19 protein-coding genes are annotated in these 18104 nt (G+C 49.4%); 11 read left to right on the top strand and 8 right to left on the bottom strand.

All coding sequences use genetic code 11. The annotated features are described in order from the left end of the window. Window positions 1-8: 8 nt before the first annotated feature. Together NYE54_RS27230 and NYE54_RS27225 are read left to right on the top strand one after the other, a co-directional pair. Window positions 9-929 (top strand): AEC family transporter, encoded by a 921-nt coding sequence (locus NYE54_RS27230; RefSeq protein WP_339267559.1) that lies wholly within the window; start codon window positions 9-11, stop codon window positions 927-929. A 115-nt stretch (window positions 930-1044) separates the two neighbouring features. Continuing rightward, on the top strand, window positions 1045-1209 hold the full coding sequence (locus NYE54_RS27225) for a hypothetical protein (RefSeq protein ID WP_164817510.1): 165 nt from the start codon (window positions 1045-1047) through the stop codon (window positions 1207-1209). A gap of 136 nt (window positions 1210-1345) precedes the next feature. On the opposite strand, the gene NYE54_RS27220 is transcribed toward NYE54_RS27225, so the two are convergent. Then, window positions 1346-2383 carry an LCP family protein gene (locus NYE54_RS27220; RefSeq protein ID WP_339267557.1) on the bottom strand — a complete coding sequence of 346 codons (1038 nt, stop codon included), beginning with the start codon at window positions 2381-2383 and terminating at the stop codon, window positions 1346-1348. Between the two features lie 275 nt (window positions 2384-2658). Between NYE54_RS27220 and NYE54_RS27215 the strand changes: the two genes are divergently transcribed. Beyond that, complete coding sequence (locus NYE54_RS27215) at window positions 2659-3102, top strand: Rrf2 family transcriptional regulator (RefSeq protein WP_076324561.1); 444 nt, start codon at window positions 2659-2661, stop codon at window positions 3100-3102. 225 nt (window positions 3103-3327) lie between these two features. After that, window positions 3328-4182 carry a VOC family protein gene (locus NYE54_RS27210; protein ID WP_339267555.1) on the top strand — a complete coding sequence of 285 codons (855 nt, stop codon included), beginning with the start codon at window positions 3328-3330 and terminating at the stop codon, window positions 4180-4182. 84 nt (window positions 4183-4266) lie between these two features. Here NYE54_RS27210 and NYE54_RS27205 read toward each other — a convergent pair whose 3' ends face one another. Next, window positions 4267-4782, bottom strand: coding sequence for a hypothetical protein (locus tag NYE54_RS27205; protein ID WP_339267553.1), 516 nt, complete (start codon window positions 4780-4782; stop codon window positions 4267-4269). A 287-nt stretch (window positions 4783-5069) separates the two neighbouring features. On the opposite strand from NYE54_RS27205, the gene NYE54_RS27200 reads away from it, so the two are divergent. After that, entirely contained in the window at window positions 5070-5675 is a 606-nt protein-coding gene (locus tag NYE54_RS27200) for a winged helix-turn-helix domain-containing protein (RefSeq protein WP_339273676.1), read from the top strand. A gap of 24 nt (window positions 5676-5699) precedes the next feature. Next, window positions 5700-6506: an MBL fold metallo-hydrolase gene (locus tag NYE54_RS27195; RefSeq protein ID WP_339267551.1), complete on the top strand. Its 807-nt coding sequence runs from the start codon at window positions 5700-5702 to the stop codon at window positions 6504-6506. A 173-nt stretch (window positions 6507-6679) separates the two neighbouring features. Here the strand turns inward: NYE54_RS27195 and NYE54_RS27190 are convergent, their stop codons facing one another. Then, window positions 6680-6880 (bottom strand): hypothetical protein, encoded by a 201-nt coding sequence (locus tag NYE54_RS27190; RefSeq protein ID WP_339267549.1) that lies wholly within the window; start codon window positions 6878-6880, stop codon window positions 6680-6682. A 305-nt stretch (window positions 6881-7185) separates the two neighbouring features. Here NYE54_RS27190 and NYE54_RS27185 point away from each other — a divergent pair, with 305 nt between their 5' ends. Beyond that, window positions 7186-7767, top strand: coding sequence for a sensor domain-containing protein (locus NYE54_RS27185; RefSeq protein ID WP_215159323.1), 582 nt, complete (start codon window positions 7186-7188; stop codon window positions 7765-7767). A gap of 65 nt (window positions 7768-7832) precedes the next feature. Continuing rightward, entirely contained in the window at window positions 7833-9659 is a 1827-nt protein-coding gene (locus tag NYE54_RS27180; protein ID WP_339267546.1) for a hybrid sensor histidine kinase/response regulator transcription factor, read from the top strand. Window positions 9660-9735: 76 nt separating this feature from the next. Here the strand turns inward: NYE54_RS27180 and speD are convergent, their stop codons facing one another. The 4 genes from speD to NYE54_RS27160 form a co-directional block, all read right to left on the bottom strand. Then, complete coding sequence (speD, locus tag NYE54_RS27175) at window positions 9736-10551, bottom strand: adenosylmethionine decarboxylase (protein WP_076324555.1); 816 nt, start codon at window positions 10549-10551, stop codon at window positions 9736-9738. A 312-nt stretch (window positions 10552-10863) separates the two neighbouring features. Then, entirely contained in the window at window positions 10864-11226 is a 363-nt protein-coding gene (locus NYE54_RS27170) for a VOC family protein (protein WP_339267544.1), read from the bottom strand. A 32-nt stretch (window positions 11227-11258) separates the two neighbouring features. After that, window positions 11259-11720, bottom strand: coding sequence for an SRPBCC domain-containing protein (locus NYE54_RS27165; protein WP_076324553.1), 462 nt, complete (start codon window positions 11718-11720; stop codon window positions 11259-11261). Window positions 11721-11810: 90 nt separating this feature from the next. Continuing rightward, window positions 11811-12596, bottom strand: coding sequence for an AraC family transcriptional regulator (locus NYE54_RS27160; protein ID WP_339273675.1), 786 nt, complete (start codon window positions 12594-12596; stop codon window positions 11811-11813). A 187-nt stretch (window positions 12597-12783) separates the two neighbouring features. Here NYE54_RS27160 and recQ point away from each other — a divergent pair, with 187 nt between their 5' ends. The 3 genes from recQ to NYE54_RS27145 all read left to right on the top strand — a co-directional run bounded on the left by recQ (window position 12784) and on the right by NYE54_RS27145 (window position 16945). Further along, window positions 12784-14664 carry a DNA helicase RecQ gene (gene recQ / locus NYE54_RS27155; RefSeq protein WP_339267542.1) on the top strand — a complete coding sequence of 627 codons (1881 nt, stop codon included), beginning with the start codon at window positions 12784-12786 and terminating at the stop codon, window positions 14662-14664. 104 nt (window positions 14665-14768) lie between these two features. Continuing rightward, window positions 14769-16541, top strand: coding sequence for a B12-binding domain-containing radical SAM protein (locus tag NYE54_RS27150; RefSeq protein ID WP_339267540.1), 1773 nt, complete (start codon window positions 14769-14771; stop codon window positions 16539-16541). Window positions 16542-16768: 227 nt separating this feature from the next. Beyond that, window positions 16769-16945 (top strand): hypothetical protein, encoded by a 177-nt coding sequence (locus NYE54_RS27145; protein ID WP_339267538.1) that lies wholly within the window; start codon window positions 16769-16771, stop codon window positions 16943-16945. 188 nt (window positions 16946-17133) lie between these two features. Here the strand turns inward: NYE54_RS27145 and NYE54_RS27140 are convergent, their stop codons facing one another. After that, the gene (locus NYE54_RS27140) at window positions 17134-18102 is read right to left on the bottom strand and encodes an alpha/beta fold hydrolase (protein ID WP_339273673.1); all 969 of its coding nucleotides are present in this window, start codon (window positions 18100-18102) and stop codon (window positions 17134-17136) included. Between the last annotated feature and the right edge of the window lie 2 nt (window positions 18103-18104).

The raw sequence follows: 18104 nt of genomic DNA, 5'->3' as shown, positions 1-18104 counted from the left end.
TGGACCTCATGATCTCTTCTTTCCTAGCTACGATTTATAGCGTTTTCCTACCTATATCGCTGCCCGTCATCGGCGGAGCCCTACTCAAGCGGTTCAAGGGCATTGAAACCAAAGGGCTTTCGGCCCTTTCTTTATATGTGCTGAGTCCGGCTCTGATCTTCGAGACGCTGGAGAAGGCATCGATTACCTCGAATGAGGTCACGGTAACGGTTGCGTTTTGCCTGTTGAATGTGATCGCCCTTTGGGCGCTGAGTGCCTTTGCCGGTAAAATGCTGGGCTTGTCCCAGACAGAGAAATCGGGTCTCGCCTTGACCACGATTTTTACCAACAGCGTGAATTACGGGCTTCCTCTCGTCCTGCTTGCATTCGGGCAAGCAGGGCTGGATAAAGCATCGGTGTATGTCATCGTGCAGATTATCATTATGAATACATTAGGGGTGTACCTGGCAGCGAGATCTCATTTTTCGGCTGTAAAGGCGATCAAATCGGTGTTTACGCTCCCCTCGGTCTATGCGGCGGCACTCGCCGTCCTCTTCCGGTTGACGGACTTTCAGCTTCCGGAAGGGTTGAATACCGGCGTCTCCATGCTGTCCGCGGCTTATGCGCCGCTCGCTCTTGTCATCCTAGGGGCCCAGATGGTTGGGGTTCGGGAGGGCGGAGCTTCTGCCGTCTCCAAGCGCGGGTTCTGGTCGGGCATGGCGATGCGTATGCTGGTGGGCCCATTGGTGGCTTGGGGCTTGCTCGCGATTTTATCCATTGAGGGAACCTTGTTTGCGGTTATCCTGATTTTGTCGGCGATGCCTGCAGCCGTGAATGCGGTAATCCTTGCTGAACAATACGATGCCGCACCCAAGCTGGTATCCAGGTGCATTCTGTGGACCACGCTGGCTTCCTTTATCGTTCTGCCTGCCATGATCGGCTTTTTCTAAGCTTGCCATCTTCTGACCTGAAGATTGGTTCAATCTCAAGACGTGTGTGTAAAGAGTAGTAAGCGTCAAGAGATACCATCATCTGCAACTAAAGAATCGGATGGAGGTGGAGACCATGAGCAGGCAGCGTGACCGAGACGTGGAGATCGAGACCCGGAATATCGAGGAGCGTAACGACTCCAGCAGGGTAGCATCTACGTTGATTAAGTATGTGGCTTATCTGATTATTTTCTTTGGATTTTTGTATTTTCTTATCAAATACGTGTTTCCGATGTTCTAGAAAGAGCAGAGGGTATTCGTTAAAAAACCTCCCTTTCGTGGTACGCGAAAGAGAGGTTTTTTAGCATAGATCGGCTTATTTCATATCAAGCTTCACCTTCTAGTCAGGCGATTCACCTAACCTCGAGCAATCAGCTTTACTTCGCACCTGGGATCATTAAATCCTCTAGTTTGGTCTCTTCATTAGACCAGTTGGCAAGCAGTTCCTGAATATACCGGATGTCCGAATCGTCCGGATCATAAAAGTAATCGCCGCGGATCACTAAATCTTTTCCCTTCAGCATGTAATTCTCAAACGTTGGTGGGGAGTCGTTAAAAAATAGGTTTTCGCCCAGATTGAGAATGAAATCGGAGTTTAAGTCCATCGTAAGATTGCTGCCACCGATACGAATCAACTCCGGGATTTTGGTTATATTTTTCAGTTCAAATACCCGATCCATTAAGGAACTGAGGAATATGCGCTGGCGCATGGTGCGGTTGAAATCCGAATCTTCCCGGTACCTGACATAATTTAATGCCTCTGTTCCATCGTAAATAGGCTTGTTGGGCTCGATCCGTAATTTGATATGATTGGTGCTTTTGTTCTCGATGACTTTATCGATGGGGAGTTTAATCCCATCCAATGCATTGACGATATCCATTAATCCATAAAAATTGATGGCTGCATAATAATCGACAGGGTGCTGAAACAGATGCTCAACCGTATCAATGGCCATTTTTGCTCCGCCGTGGGCGTAAGCTGAGTTGATTCTGGAGGTGACTCCCCTGCCGATGACTTCGGTGTATGTATCCCTGGGAATGGAGACGAGCAATATTTTATTAAGGTCAGGTCGGATGACAGAGTAGATGATTGTGTCGGAACGGGCAGGCTCGTCCTCGCGTTGATCAACGCCCAGAAGCAAAACCGAGAACGGCTTCGTTGCCTCCACAACAGGGTCGGGCGAATCAGGACCCACGGGTTTGTAGGACTGGTCCAGCGTATGTTTGATATCTTTCGCGAAAAAAACATGAAACGCCATCCAGGACAATTCTTTTCTGAAAATATAGCCTAGTCCGCCTAAGAGAATCAGTATGGATAAGGATATTCCTATCCATTTTTTGAGTTTGATATGGCGTTTAGGTTTTCGAGGACGTCTGATAGAATACGTTTCGTTTCGGTTTTGACTTGGATCCATGGATTTCCTCCTTGAATGTTTTAGGATCATGTAGGGATGCTGGAATATGTTTAAATAGGGTGAATTTACCAATGCATGTTGTGATAATTATAGTGAAAAACTCAGGAAAATCAACATAAAATTACATTAAATTCCATTATTATTTAGAAATTTGTATATGTAACACCTGATTTTGGCTCATGGGACGGCGGCTTCACCGTTGACTTTAGGGGTTAATGTAACTATGATGGTTACATGATAGTCATCTGAAGATTTGGTCCGTCAGGAGGGGTCACATGAACATAAGCAGCCGATTTGCAGTGGCCATTCATATTCTCTCCGTGTTGGAGATGAATAAAGCTGGCGTCAGCACCTCAGATTATATCGCCGAGAGTGTGAACACGAATCCGGTGGTTATCCGGCGTATTGTAGGCATGCTGAGCAAAGCGGGTCTGGTCGAGGTTAAGCCTGGCGTAGCGGGAGCGAAGCTGGCAAAGCATCCGTCCGAGATTACGCTGCTGGACATTTATCATGCCGTTCATGTCGTGCAGGAGGATTCCCTGTTTGGCATTCACGAGAATTCAGACGCGAAATGTCCTGTTGGCAAACATATTCAAACGGCGATCATCCCGGTTTTTTCAGCCGCCCAGAAGGCCATGGAGAACACGCTGCATGAGGTGAGTCTGGAAGAAATCGTCCGGAAAATTTATGCCTCTGCGAATGGAACATCAAGTGAATAAGCGAAAATCACACGCCCGATCCTATGCAGGATGGGCGTTTTCTTTTGGTTAACCGTTGGCGGCTTTTCGATCTATTTGTAAATTACTGGATTTGACAATAAGGATGTCCTGTAACTATAATGATTACAAGTAAGATGTAACTGATTTGATTACAAGTTGAGCCTGTCGTAGACCTGAATATATTTTATGAAAAAAACAAACAACAACATTCTAAGGAGTGAGAATATGACTGCCATTATACATCCATCCACAAAGCTCGGGCCGATCTCTCTGCGGATCAGTAATCTGGCACAATCTGTACGCTTTTATACAGAAGTCGTCGGTTTGAAAATGCTTCGACAGCATGGCCGGGTTGCCGAATTGACGGCAGACGGCAAGCAGCCGCTGCTGATTATTGAGGAAATTCAAGATCTGGTGAGACCGCAGACCCGGACGGCAGGACTATACCATTTTGCGATCCTGGTTCCGAATCGGGAATCGCTCGGGCTTGCGCTTGCCAATCTGATCGCGCATAACATTCCTGTCGGCCAAGGCGATCATCTGGTCAGTGAAGCATTGTACATTAATGATCCGGACGGAAACGGCATCGAGATTTATGCCGACCGGCCAAGGGATACCTGGAAGCGTGATGCCAAAGGGGAATATGTGATGACCACGGATCCTGTTGATGTAGAGGGACTGCTGGCTCTCTCCAAGGACAAGGAATGGTACGGACTTCCTGAAGAGACGGTTATCGGGCATGTGCATTTCCATGTGTCCAACCTGCACGATGCCCGCGTATTTTATTGCGATGTTCTGGGTTTTGAGCTGACAGCCCATTATGGCGGCGCTGCGTTGTTTATATCCGCAGGGGGATACCATCACCATATCGGGCTCAATGTTTGGGCAGGAATCGGTGTACCGAACACGCCAAGGAGCGCTGCGGGTATGGAAGATTATACGATTGAGCTTCCGAGTCAAGAGGAGCTTGAGGCGGTAACCGGCCGTATCCGTGAGGCGGGGCTGCGCCTGGAGCAGCGCGATGACGTCTGGGCCGTTCTAGATCCTTCGGACATCTGGATCCGGTTGGTTGTTGCTTAATATATTATAAGTCGAAAAGCCTGTCCGCTATGATAGCGGGCAGGCTTCTTCTATGAGATATCACCGTTATCTTTATATGGGAAGTTATATCCGGTCTAATTCCCCCAACGTACGAAGCACGAACTCCAAGATATTCGGGATATCTCCCATCTGTTCTTCGTTGATCCTGCGGGGAAAGCGCAGCTCGATCGTGTTGTGAAGGGGTACCGGATCATCGCTGTAGGCGTACCGTATCGTTTGCAGCGGCGGAAGCTCCGGATTCCATATCTCCTTCATGATCTGGGCGATCGCCGGACACGCTATGGAAGCATCAGCGATGTTTATATGAAAGCGGAGCTTCAGCTCGCAGGCCGGCTGACCTTCCGGAATTTCCAAGATCTCGGCCGCCAAATCCCGAAGCCCGGTCTCCAGGCAAATTTCGGCCGAAGTTGTGGATGGCGTAGCCAGCTCGAACCGGAGGCTAAAACTTCTGGACAAAGTCGCCATATCCAGGAGATCCTTCCGATCGGTAACGCGAATGATTTCATCGAGGTTGTCGAGATCGTAGACCGCATTCTCGATGCCAACCTTTAAATTTTCGAATATCGTCGGGTCAAACATTAAGGCACATCCTTTGAACATCATAATGATAGTACATACGATTGTGGATAATATATCATAATTCAGCTGTTTAAGGGGAACATGCTTGTTGTGCTATAAGTCGGGACCTCTCAGCGTGATTTCCTTCATTTTATAACAGTATTGCCTAATCGTATCATCGTTGACTCGTGCTCGGTTTCCAGTTTGCGTATAAGATTGACCCACGGGTAAAAATCATGATAGGATGGAAAACGAATAACAGTAAAATTAATTTTACCGGTAAAATGTACGGAGGTGTTAAAATAAAAATGACAGGTGTCTATAGAATTAAATCCCATGAGCAGCTCAAAGCGATTGCCGATCCCCTGCGTACCAAAATACTGATGAATCTCGTGAAGGATGCCTACACTGGACAGCAGCTAGCCGAGATACTGGACATTACGCGGAACAATATTTACTTTCATCTGAAAGAGCTGGAGAAGCACGGCATCATTCATGTGGTCCGGAAGGAAGAGAAGAACGGTATCGTGCAGAAATACTATCGCGCCGTCGCAAGCCGCTTCATACCGGAAGATCATTTGCTGCCAAGCCTGGATTTGGTAGAAACGTCCAGACAGGTGTTTATGGAGACACTCGATGTTACTCGAACGAAAATTGAGAGCGCACCGGCTTCTTCTTTTACCTTGGACAGCGCGAGCGAACAACATCGAAAAAACATTGCAGGAACCTACCGCTTTCACGCAACGAAGGAGAGCTTCCATGCCTTTGTGGACGAGTTCAAGCAGCTCATGAATAAACACTTTACGATGGAGATGGCCGAAACAGGCAGTGTGCCTTTGTCCGCAGAAGAGAAGAATTACTATATGTCGTTGATCGCATTTCAAGATGATCAGGAGGATATAACCATTCGATAATCCTTGATGGGGGAGGAATTACATATGGAGAATAATCAATACAACGTCGTTATCGATGATGCATGGTTTACCGTATCGCAGCTGGATGAGACCACATTTGCGATCAGCGAATACGGACATTGGGAGAAGGTGCATTCGTTTCTGTTGATAGGAAGCGAGCGAGCTGCATTGATCGATACGGGACTTGGCATCGACAACATGAGGCGGATGACGGATCAGCTGACGGATTTACCTATTATGGTGCTAACCACGCATGTTCACGCAGATCATATCGGCAGTCATGGGCAGTACGGGGAGATTTATGTACATGAGGCAGAGGAGGACTGGCTCGTTAGCGGGATTAAGAAGCTTTCCATTGAACAAATCCGCAAGGACATATCACGCGATATCACGAGACCTGTACCGTCTTCCTTCGATCCGGCAACCTATACCCCTTATCAGGGCCAGCCGGCCGGTATTCTCCGGGATACAGACGTCATCGAGCTGGGCGGGCGGAGCTTGGTCATTTACCACACACCGGGCCATTCTCCCGGACATATTGCGGTATTTGATATAAACCGAGGTTATTTGTTCACAGGGGATTTGTTGTATGATGAAACGCCGGTATATGCTTTTTATCCAACGACAAGTCCGGAGGATCTCGTAAACTCGCTGGAGCGGATCGCGAATATCGATGGTGTAAAGCGAATCTACGGTTCTCACAATACGCTTGGGCTGGATCCGGCATTGCTGTCCGTGGTGAAAGAGGCAGTTCAAGAGCTGCGGGAAAAAGACCTTGTCCGATTTGGAACGGGCATTCACCGGTTCAACGGATTTTCGGTTCAATTTTAATAGTACCCTTATAAGAAAAAGCCGCCTGCAGATCCGAAGTAATCCGGATCTGGCAGACGGCTTTTTAGCAAAAACGATTCTCTCAGGTGATAAACTACTTCCACATGTTGATGATCATCTCGGCCTGGTACGACAAATTCATTCGGGCTCTATCCGATATCGCCTCCGGTTTCTTATTCTCCCCTAGCTGAGAAACGAATTGATATAGAAACTTCAGTGCTTGTTCCCTGGAGCAGCATTCCGGGCGATTGGTAGATGGGGACGAGAACCGCTGAGAAGTCCGTGTCGGATGCGAAATAAAAGCCGATGTAAAAGGGCTGGATGTACGTTGTATTTTGTCTGGCAACCTCCGCCCGGTACTGCTGATCATTCATGAACTTATGATCCCTAATTTATTTCGAGGCTAGCGGAAGGGTGTAGTAGTTGCTGTTGATTAGCATCGATCATGTCAGGGAACATGTACCAACCATGGGAGCGGATCAGCAGGTCAGCGAACTGCCCCCGGGTTATGGTTCCATGAGGATCAGTATGGCTGATGGTGTGTCATATGGGTCAGTAACATTCGGTCACTTCTTTGGGAAGGCGTGTCATATGACATTTTGACACTGTTACACATGACAACGAGTGCAGTAGGATACAGAAATATCAAGGTCATAAAGACATGAAAGGAGTCTAATCTATGAAGAAATGGCTGAGGGAGTACCTGCTAAACTTTTGTTTTTTGATGCTGACTTTTGGAACTGGAGTGTTTTACTTTTGCTACTATCTTGTAGGCCTTGTATTTGGCTTCAGCATGAGTTTCACCCTGATCGGGATACCGGTTCTCACCTTTGTAATGCGAACGTCACGGACCTTCATGAATTACGATCGGATTCAGGCGAAGTTTTATACGGACATAACGATCGAACCTGTTATGAAGAGAACATCATCCGGCTCCTACTGGAGTCAGGCTAAAGTGGAGCTGTCGGACATCCGAAATTGGAAAGCCGTATCGGTACTCATGCTGAAGTTTATCGTTGGCATCGCTAGTTTGTTCAGTGCCGTTATCTTCTTTATCGTTCCCATTCTATGGATATTGGCCCCATGTATCAGTTCCTTTGCGGATATCAACGTAGGACTTATTCGCATCGATACCTTGCCCAAGTCCCTGCTTATGATGGGAGTCGGCCTTCTGTTTGCTTATGCAGGGTCATGGGCGGCTAAGGGAGCGGCGAGATGGACAGGCCGGTACACGCAGTGGATGTTTTCGGTTTGGAGGTAGACACACTGTTGGGGCCGTGTCATATTAGGGAGGAACCGTGAAGGAACTGCAGGGAGTGAAAGCTTTTGTTTGATATAGTGAAACAATGGAAGTGGTACGACTGGGCGATGCTCTTTATTCGCATGATGGGCTGCATCTCCCTGATCATCACATGTATAGAGTTCAGGAACCAGTTTACCGCAGCGTTATGGATCGTCGTCATGTGGGAATTGGCAGCCTTCTCGATACCCTGGTTGTGTCTGCTTCTGAATCATAAAGCATATTTGATCACCGAGATTTTATTATCAGGCGGAATCGCCGTTTATTTGACTTCCTTATTCCCGGGGGCCTACTTGTCGTTTATCATTCCGGCTTTTCTGATGGCTGCGAACAGCTATGGAACGACGTACAGATGGACAGGCCCCCTTGCGGCTATCTTGGTTCCAATACTGATCAAGCTGTATGCCCCGTCAACGGATTTGATACTGATGATAGAGCATGTTGCTTTTGCGTTTGCATTAGGATTTGCCTTTCATCTGTTGATGGCCAACTACAGCCAGAACGAAATAATTCGGACACATAATACGATATTGGAGCAGTATTTATCTCAAATCGAACGGGTCACGCTGTTGGAAGAACGGGAACGCGTGTCCAAGGAACTGCATGATACCATGGGCCATACGTATACGGCGGTCATCATGGGCTTGGAAACGCTTCGTTCTACGGAAACGGATGTAGCAGCTCAGCGCAAGCTGTCCAATCTGCTGGAACTGACGCGGAGAAGCCTGGATGAGGTCAGAGGGTATTTGCATGAGCTGGATTCACCGCAAGAGCAGCTTCCCTTGGTGCAGTCACTGAGACAGGTGACAGAGGATTTCGAGCGCAATACCGGGGTAAAGGTAGGACTTAGAGTGCTTGGTGAAGAGTACCCGGTATCCCGGCAGGCCAAAATGACCTTCTACCGTTGTCTTCAGGAGTCCTTAACGAATAGTGTGCGTCACGGTAATGCGACGAGGGTTGACGCCGTGCTTCAATTCGAATTGCAGCAGACCCGGCTTGAAATTCTGGATAACGGCAGTGGTAGCGTGCAAATCCAGGAAGGTTTCGGTTTAAGCGCCATGAAGGAAAGGGCCTATCGCCTTCAAGGCCAAGTATCGGTATATTCGACTCCTGAGGCAGGAACCGTTGTGACCTGCAGCTTGCCTAGAATTTCCGAACCTGCAGATGAAGTCATCCGGCTTTTATTGGTGGATAATGAACCTTTTATCAGGGAGAGTCTCGGCATCATCCTGGAATCGGAGAAGGATCTTGAGGTGGTAGGATGTGCTGAACATGGGGAACATGCCTTGGACTTGTGTGAGAAGCTTAACCCCCAACTGGTGCTCATGGATCTGGAGATGCCCGTGCTGGATGGCATTACAGCGACGAAGTTGATCAAACAACGTTGGCCGTTAGTGAAGGTGATCATATTCACCACATTTGAGCAGAGGGGAAAAGCTGCGGAGGTTATGCGAAGCGGAGCGGACGGTTATTTGCTGAAGTCGATGAAGCCGCGTGAGCTTGCCGAGAACATACGAATCGTGTATCGTGGCGGAACTTTAATGAATCCGGCGATCTCGGCTAAGCTTTTCGATGGTGAAGTGGGTGTTTTCATGAAGGAAGAGGATGGCACTGCATCCGTCATGGAAGTCGATCCAGGGTCGTCTCCACTGCTGAAGTCTTATGATCTGACACCAAGGGAGATTGAGGTTCTGAAGTATCTCTCCCAAGGATTGCGGTACAAAGCGATTGCGATGAAGTTGTATCTCTCAGACGGGACTGTACGGAATTATGCTTCAACCTTGTATGCCAAGCTGGGCGTCCGCAACCGGGACGAAGCGATAGAAGTTGCAAACCAGGCCGGGCTCCTATGAGCCCAGCCTGGTTTTGATTCATTCGTGTTTCCTGTATAGAAGCAAATGTTGGTGACATCACATCTGGAGCCCATAATCAGTAACTGCGGTCCATGTTTTTACCGTAATAAATTTCGTCCATCTCCAGTTTGATGCGCTCGGTGATTTCCTGCTGCTCGGCATCGGACAACTTATCCTTCGTGTAACCGAACAGATAATTGTCCAGGTCAAACTGCTTCAGCTTGCACTTCGTGTGGAAAATGTTTTCCTTGTATACGTTGACGTCAATCATATCGAACAGATCCTTGGCTTCGTCCGGAATATAGTTCTGAATGGAGCTGATCTCATGGTCGATAAACAGCTTGTGTCCGTGAATGTCCCTAGTGAAGCCCCGAATTTTATAGTCGATCGTCATAATATCCGTATCAAAAGAGTGGATCAGGTAATTTAGGGCTTTAAGCGGTGAAATCTCCCCGCAGGTTGACACGTCGATATCGGCCCGGAAGGTGCTGATTCCCTCATCCGGATGGAATTCCGGATACGTATGAACGGTAATGTGGCTCTTGTCGAGCTGCAGGATGACGTTATCCGGAAGCGGCCCCGGCGATTCGTCATAGGATTCCTCCGGAACCTCCACGACAGGACCCTCGGATACAAGCACTGTTACGCTGGCGCCTTGCGGGATATAATCCTGCTTGGCAATGTTCAGGACATGCGCTCCGATGATTTCGGCCACATGGCTCAATATTTTCGTGAGTCGATCTGCGTTATATTGTTCATCAATATATTCCAAGTATGCTTCCCGTTCTTCTCGGGTCTTCGTATAGCAGACATCGTACATATTAAAGCTGAGCGATTTCGTCAAGTTGTTGAACCCATGCAGGGTAACGCGTTGTTCTGGTGTCATATCCATATGAATTTCCCCTTGTGTCATTAATATATCAGTTCGAGTTCCTATTATTTCCGAAACCGGCGATTCCTAATCTGCCCACGCGTCGTCTTCTGCGTTAACATTAATATGTTCTTACCCGCATCGGGTTCAATATTAACAGACGGTTCAGGAATGGTAGAGACAAGTTTCGGCAGCTCAACCAAAAAGGCCAACCAGGTTCTCCGGCTGACCTTCATATGAGAAGGACACCTGCTACATGCAGCGTATCCTTCGAGCGTTTAAATGGATTTCACTTCGTATTGCCGATAAACCATGATTCTTCCAAACGGACGATTACTCCGTGAACTCCAGCAGTTCGATCACATTGCCAAAAGGGTCCCGGATCGCGCTGTATAGACCGGGAGGGCACGGCTGCGGGGTATCAAAGATGACCTCCACGCCCTGCGATTTGTAGTTCGCGATCGCTGCGCTTACATCAGCCGTCTCGAGTCCGATAATAACCTGGGCTTCATGCGGGTAATCGGTTTTCGTAGGTCGATCGCATTTTTGCAGAATAAGGGACATGCCCTCATGTTTCAAACTGGTGATCTGATCATCATAAGCCTTGGAAACTTCAAATCCTAGAATGTCACAATAAAATCGCGTGGCTTGAGCCATATCGCTGACATTGATTGATAAAACACAAAGATTTGGCATAGGTCATACTCTCCTCTAGTTTATGGCTTGTCTTACTGGCAGCATAGAATGCCTTCACCGGATTCAATGCTGGATTTTAAGCTGGTCAGCATGCCTTTCCATGCATCCACATGCCATTCCCGGGCTTGCAGCGACGCTTCGGTATCCTTCCAGCCCGTATGCTCCAAGGTGATTCTTGTACAGCCGTCCTGTTCAGGCCAAAAAGACACCTTGACCACGGTCAACTCCCCCTGATTCATCGTTTCCGCAAAGGGATCAGGTCCTTTCCACTCAAACACGAGGGTACGAGGCTCATCATACTGCAAAATGTTACAGCCTGCGGTGCACATCGATTCACGATTGGCGGGGTTAAAATAAAGCTCGAACTTTCCGCCCGTCTTCGGTTCAATTTCCGCAGCCGGCGCAAACCACTCGGTTATCCTCGCAGACTCCGTCCATGCTCGCCAGAGGAGCTGCACATCGGCCTGAATCACGGTTTCTTGAATAATGGTCATGTTTAATCCTCCATCATATAGCGCTCATTTCTTTTGGGATAACGCTTCTTGCAGTTCCATTATAAAGGGATAGGCGATTCGAAAATTCTTCTACCTTGCGCTGTTATTCCGATCCTTCTCAAACAAGAGCAGAGGCAGATTCACAACAATCGGCGGGTCATAGGGCAGAGGCTCGCGCAAGGTAATCTTCACGGCGAGATCGGTTCCTTCGTCGATATGGACAGGATCCTCCAGCTTGCCTCGCAAGGATTTGCTCAGCAGAAAATAATCCCGCGGATTGAGGCTCCAGGGGATGCCCGCTGCCAGCACATAATACGTACCGGCCGGGATGCCGGTTAACGTGCAGGTCCGGTTCTTGAGGTTGACGGCCGTACCGGTTACGGGCTTCTGATCGGGTACGGGTCTTGGGAACAGACCGACGTAAATCATGCCGCGAAACCTCTCGGGAGCTTCGATCCGGCAATGAATCCGGGGCAGAGCATGCCTTTCTTCCTCTGTCCAGGTTAATGGCTTGTGCTCATATTGATTCACGTAACGATGCAGGGACTCCGTGGTGGTGCGGAACTTTTTTGGAGACAGGCCGACAAACTGCTTAAAGCGGGTATTGAATGTGCCGGGACTTGCCAAACCGATGCTCATTCCGATTTTCACGAGCAGGGAAGGACTTTGAAGGAGCTCGATTTTGCCGGCTTCAACCCGGAGCGCGGACAGGTATTGCCGGAGCGATATGCCGGTTACTCGTTTGAATACTCTGGAGAAATGGAAGGGACTATATCCCACTAGACCAGCGAGCTGCTCGGTAGTCATGGGCTCGTCCAGATGCTTCTTCATATATTGAATAGTTTGATTTACGGCTTCGGTATGTGCGTCATTCATTAGGATCACCAACTTCATTTTTTGGGCTCTACATGATCGCAACCCTTTTTCCACATTTATGAAGTTCTCCTCGCCCAATGCAATTTCCTTCCCCGATTTGGTTGCCCATTCATGGAAAGGCCGTTAAACTTAAAGGATGAGGGCTTTTCGAAATGGAAAACCAAGGTGAATTAAGGAGTTTTTATCCATGAATGTGGAAACAAATGATAGAGAATCGATGAATATGGATACAGCACGGGGTTATCTGCAGAAATATTACGGCTATCCTGATTTTCGGGAGGGGCAGAAAAAAATTGTCGCCAGTCTTCTAGCGGGTCAGGACACGCTAGGGATTATGCCGACGGGTGGAGGCAAATCGATCTGTTATCAGATCCCGGCCCTCCTATGTCCGGGTCTGACGTTGGTTGTATCGCCTTTGATCTCCTTAATGAAGGATCAGGTGGATGCACTTACGACAGCGGGTGTGGCCGCTGCCTATATCAACAGCACGCTCAGCGGCAAGGAAGTGAACGAGCGCATACGTGCGGCCAAGCGCGGAGAACTGAAGCTGTTATATGTCGCCCCGGAACGGCTTGAACTGGATTGGTTCCGGGAGGAGATGGCGGGTCTCGATATTTCGATTGTGGCTGTCGATGAAGCTCACTGCGTATCCCAGTGGGGGCATGATTTCCGGACGAGCTATCTCTCGGTGGCTCCTTTTGTTAAAGGACTTCCGAACCGTCCGATTGTAGCGGCCTTTACGGCCACGGCCACGCCTGAAGTGATGGAGGACATGCAGCGCCTGCTTCGACTGGAGCAGCCGCAGGTATTCGTGACGGGCCTTGGACGCGACAATCTGGAGATGTCGGTGCTTCGCGGTGAGAACAAGCGGGAGTTCGTGCTGGACTATGCGGCCTCGCATACCCACCAGCCGGGCATCATCTATGCCGCCACTCGTAAAGAGGTGGATGATTTATGCCAACGCCTTCAAGCCAAGGGGCTCCTTGCGGGTCGATACCATGCCGGCATGAGTGATGCGGAGCGAGCGGAGAGCCAAGAGGCCTTCCTTTATGACGATATTCGCGTTATTGTTGCAACGAACGCATTTGGCATGGGGATCGATAAATCCAACGTCCGGTATGTCATCCATTACAATATGCCGAAAAATATGGAGTCTTACGTGCAGGAAGCGGGTCGTGCCGGGCGTGACGGAGAGCCCAGCCAGTGCATACTGCTGTTCAGCGCCCAGGATATTATGACGCAGAAGTTTCTGATCGAACAGAATCCCCAGGAGGGCGAGCGCAAGCAGAACGACTACCGGAAGCTGCAGCAGATGATTGATTACTGCTACACCACAAGGTGCCTGCGCAGCGCGATGCTGGATTATTTTGGGGAAGAGCACGAAGATAAGTCCTGCGGTACGTGCAGCTCCTGCACGGATGATCGGGAGCTTGTCGATATCACGGTAGATGCGCAGAAAATCTTCTCCTGCATCCACCGGATGCGCGAACGCTTTGGCGTGTCCATGGTCGCTTCCGTGCTGAAGGGCTCAAGGGCCAAAAAAGTACTGGAGTACGGTTTTGATCGTCTTCCAACCTATGGCGTGATGGCGAATCGGACCGAGAAGGAGATATCCGAGACGATCAATGTGCTCATCTCGGAAGGGTTCCTGGCGTTGACGGAAGGCCAATACCCTGTCGTGAAGCTGCAAAGCGAGGCGGCCGATGTGTTAAAAGGTCAGCGCGAAGTCATGCAGCGTGTTCCGCGCCCTTCCAAAGCCGCAGGCAGCCAGCGCAGCGGCAGTCGCCGCGATTATTCGCCGTCAGCCGTCAACGAGACGGTGTTCGAGCAGCTGCGCTTGATTCGGCGTGAGCTGGCAAGCAAAGAGCATGTGCCGTCCTACATCATTTTTAATGACGCAACTTTGCGTGAGATGAGTGTGGTTTGCCCGCAGAGCGAGGATGAGATGCTGAATGTCAAAGGGGTCGGCGAAGTGAAATTCCGTAAATACGGCCGTCCGTTCCTGGAATTCTTCCTGAATGGTCAAGGCACATCGAGTGACGGCGACGACTTGTATGACTATGAATGATAAGCCGGCGTAGCAGGCAGAAGCCATTTTGCCGCTTGATTGTTTAAGATAATCCGTCCGGTAACAAAAACTTATATTATTTTAGAAGGAAAGTGGATCCTACCATGAAAGTCATACTATCAACCTTGAATGCCAAGTACATTCATACCTCCTTGGCCATTCGCTGCCTGAAGGCATACAGCGAGAAGGATTTCGATATCGAATTGACGGAGTACACGATTAAGGACCCCGTGATGAATATCGTCTCCGACCTGTTCCAGCGCAAGCCGGATGTGATCGGATTCTCTTGTTATATATGGAATATTGAAGAAACGATTAAAGTGATCGATATCGTGAAGAAGATTATGCCGGAGGTCACGATCATACTGGGCGGACCTGAAGTATCCTACGATACCGAATATTGGATGAAACGGCTGCACAATGTCGACTTTATCGTCATGGGAGAAGGCGAGGAGACCTTCCACCATTTGCTGCAAACGATTGAAGGGGACCGGAAGTATCATTTCGTCTATGGCGTGGCTTACCGCAAGCAGGACGAAATTATTGTGAATCCTGGAAGACCGAAGAGCATTCTGGCGGAGCTGCCTTCCCCGCATCGTTTTCCGGAGGATATTCCGCATCTCGGGAAGCGGGTTGTCTATTTTGAGACCAGCCGGGGCTGTCCCTTCAGCTGCCAGTTCTGCCTGTCGAGCATTGAGGTGGGGGTTCGCTATTACGATATTGAACGGACCAAGGCGGATATTCTGTACCTGATCGAGAACGGAGCGAAATTGATCAAGTTTGTAGACCGGACCTTTAACATTAAGCGGGATTACGCGCTTGAAATGTTCGAGTTTCTGATTGAGAACCATGGCGGCTGCGTATTCCAGTTTGAGATCACGGCAGATATCATGCGTCCCGAAGTGCTGGATTATTTGGCGAAAAATGCGCCTCCTGGCATTTTCCGGTTTGAAATTGGAGTGCAGTCGACCAACGATCCGACAAATGAGCTGGTGAAGCGTCGCCAGAATTTTACCAAGCTGTCACGCACGGTGACAATGATCAAGGACAGCCGCAAGATCGACCAGCATTTGGATTTGATCGCAGGTCTTCCGGAAGAGGATTACGATACGTTCCGCAAAACGTTTAACGACGTATTTGCGCTTGGACCGGAGGAGCTGCAGTTAGGCTTCCTGAAGATGCTGCGGGGAACCGGGCTGCGGATCGATGCGGACAAGTACAACTACACTTATATGGATCATGCTCCGTATGAGATTCTGGGCAGCGACGTGCTTCCGTTCTCGGATATCGTTCGATTGAAGAGACTGGAGGATGTGCTGGAGAAGTATTGGAATGCGCACCGGATGGACCATACCCTGAATTATTTGATGAAGCATGAATTTACGTCGCCGTTTGATTTCTTCCAAGAGTTTGGCGACTACTGGGAAGGACAGGGCTGGCAAAAAATCGGCCATCAGCTTGAGGACCTGTTCACGCGTTTAACGGCTTTCCTTGAAGATCGGAAGACCCCGCATATGAACGTTGTCTCCGGTCTCATGAAGTTTGATTATTTCCTGGGCCATAAATATAAACCGCGGAAAATATGGTGGGATCATACTCAGGATAAAGCGCAGTGGACCGCCAATGTTCGTAAAATCGTTGAGGAACCTGCGGCCCTATCCGACGGTTTTGCCAATCTGGGGATCACGGAGCGCGATCTGCAGAAACATGCGATGATCGAGGTGCTGCCATTTAACCTCAGCGATGCCATCCAGGGTGGCACCGGATTCCCGGATAACGCGGACCATGCAACGATGCTGCTGGTATTGTACCAGCAGAACGAAACAGGGCAGCCGCAGTACTACACGATGCCTGTGGAGTTAGCGCAGCAGGCATAGTAGTGAAGCTACGGACAACCCCTTACTGGGACTTGATGCGAGCGTCTTGGCCATTGTTTTGGCAAATTACCTTTCTTCTAGGGATTAGGGGTTGGTAGGGACGGATAGGATGAGACTGTGATCATGCCGCCCTCGTTATCGTAACGGACGGTATCCTGGGCGTCCTGGAATAAAACCCCCTTGGTATCGGTATTCTAATCGCATCAACCGATGAGGAGGGGAAGTTTATGAACGGGGAACAGAAGGGGCAAGAACACGATACGCACAACGAGCCCACCGTCGCACCGGGTATGGAAACCAATGACGATCTGCGTGAAGAGGCTACAGAGGATGAAGTGGCGCATGGCGAGTACACCGAGGTCACGCAGCTGATCATCGACCGTACGCCGAACGAGGAAGAGTAAGGGATTGGGCTGTCCTGTCCCATAAGCAGTGTAACTTACTTGACGGAACTCGCCAGATTAATTGGGGGCACCAGCGATTGGAATGAATGCTTCGTACGCGCAGCGTTATAAAAAAAACAGACAAAGGGGGCGTCCCAGGTCAGTTGACCTTGAGACGCCCCCTTTTTAATTCGTCCTGCATCATTCTTTTACATAACCCATTCCGACTCTTGCGGTGTCTCTGACCCATGCGATCCCGATGTGTGCCGTTCGAGCCAGTCGAGAACATGTGCCGCTACTTCATCCCGGTTGATTTCATGCAGCATCTCGTGGCGGCCGCCGGGATACAAACGGTATTCAAGATCCTGAATGCCATGTTTCCGGTACAATTCGATCAACCGCCGCACGCCTTTACCGCGGTGTCCAACCGGATCATCCTCGCCCGAGAAAATATAAACCGGCTTATCCTTTAGAAGGCATTCCATCAATTGAGGTTTGTGGATCTGGGACAGCAGCTTAAAGAAATCACGGAAGAAACGAGCGCTGCATACCTTGCCACAGTAGGGGTCGTTGATATACTTATCGACTTCCGCTTCATCCCGGGATAACCAATCGAACGGCGTGCGAATAGGGCCGAAACCTTTGCTGTAAGGGCCGAACACCATGGCGTTCAGCATCAGACTCCGGTGCGTGTCTCCTTGCAAGCGCATTTGTGCAGCTGCCAAGCTCATACCTAATGTCAGCAGTCCCTGTGGACCATTGGTTCCTGACAGTATGAATCCGTCGAATAATTCACCGTTCGAACACATGATCTTTTGCGTCAAAAAGGAGCCCATGCTGTGTCCCATCAAATAATGCGGAACACCGGCATGGCGCTTCTTGAGTTCGGAAGCAAGAAGCAACTGGTCTTCAATCATCCCTTCGAATCCGTTTTCCCCGGGATCGCCGAGAAGCGTAAGGCCCGACGTTTGTCCATGACCCCGATGGTCGTTGCAGTACACGGCGTAGCCGTACCCTGTCAGCAACTCGGCAAGCTCCTCGTACCGCTTGCCGGTTTCGCACATACCATGCGCAATTTGCACGATGGCACGAATGGGATGGTCCTGCTCTGGCAACCATTGATATACAAAAACATGCATGCCCTGCGCATTCAGCATCGTAAACGTGTCGGTTTGCATCA

The sequence above is a fragment of the Paenibacillus sp. FSL K6-1330 genome, assembly GCF_037976825.1.
Classification (GTDB): domain Bacteria; phylum Bacillota; class Bacilli; order Paenibacillales; family Paenibacillaceae; genus Paenibacillus_AQ.
This window is presented reverse-complemented; position numbering and strand designations above follow the sequence as displayed.

Coding starts and splice junctions, on each gene's coding strand:
- NYE54_RS27140 (WP_339273673.1), bottom strand. CDS start 18,102: ATGCAAACCGACACGTTTACGATGCTGAATGCGCAGGGCATGCATGTT.
- NYE54_RS27205 (WP_339267553.1), bottom strand. CDS start 4,782: ATGTTTGACCCGACGATATTCGAAAATTTAAAGGTTGGCATCGAGAAT.
- NYE54_RS27165 (WP_076324553.1), bottom strand. CDS start 11,720: ATGACCATTATTCAAGAAACCGTGATTCAGGCCGATGTGCAGCTCCTC.
- NYE54_RS27200 (WP_339273676.1), top strand. CDS start 5,070: ATGACAGGTGTCTATAGAATTAAATCCCATGAGCAGCTCAAAGCGATT.
- NYE54_RS27145 (WP_339267538.1), top strand. CDS start 16,769: ATGAACGGGGAACAGAAGGGGCAAGAACACGATACGCACAACGAGCCC.
- NYE54_RS27215 (WP_076324561.1), top strand. CDS start 2,659: ATGAACATAAGCAGCCGATTTGCAGTGGCCATTCATATTCTCTCCGTG.
- NYE54_RS27210 (WP_339267555.1), top strand. CDS start 3,328: ATGACTGCCATTATACATCCATCCACAAAGCTCGGGCCGATCTCTCTG.
- NYE54_RS27150 (WP_339267540.1), top strand. CDS start 14,769: ATGAAAGTCATACTATCAACCTTGAATGCCAAGTACATTCATACCTCC.
- NYE54_RS27195 (WP_339267551.1), top strand. CDS start 5,700: ATGGAGAATAATCAATACAACGTCGTTATCGATGATGCATGGTTTACC.
- NYE54_RS27220 (WP_339267557.1), bottom strand. CDS start 2,383: ATGGATCCAAGTCAAAACCGAAACGAAACGTATTCTATCAGACGTCCT.
- NYE54_RS27190 (WP_339267549.1), bottom strand. CDS start 6,880: ATGAATGATCAGCAGTACCGGGCGGAGGTTGCCAGACAAAATACAACG.
- NYE54_RS27225 (WP_164817510.1), top strand. CDS start 1,045: ATGAGCAGGCAGCGTGACCGAGACGTGGAGATCGAGACCCGGAATATC.
- NYE54_RS27230 (WP_339267559.1), top strand. CDS start 9: ATGATCTCTTCTTTCCTAGCTACGATTTATAGCGTTTTCCTACCTATA.
- NYE54_RS27160 (WP_339273675.1), bottom strand. CDS start 12,596: ATGAATGACGCACATACCGAAGCCGTAAATCAAACTATTCAATATATG.
- NYE54_RS27170 (WP_339267544.1), bottom strand. CDS start 11,226: ATGCCAAATCTTTGTGTTTTATCAATCAATGTCAGCGATATGGCTCAA.
- recQ (WP_339267542.1), top strand. CDS start 12,784: ATGAATGTGGAAACAAATGATAGAGAATCGATGAATATGGATACAGCA.
- speD (WP_076324555.1), bottom strand. CDS start 10,551: ATGGATATGACACCAGAACAACGCGTTACCCTGCATGGGTTCAACAAC.
- NYE54_RS27185 (WP_215159323.1), top strand. CDS start 7,186: ATGAAGAAATGGCTGAGGGAGTACCTGCTAAACTTTTGTTTTTTGATG.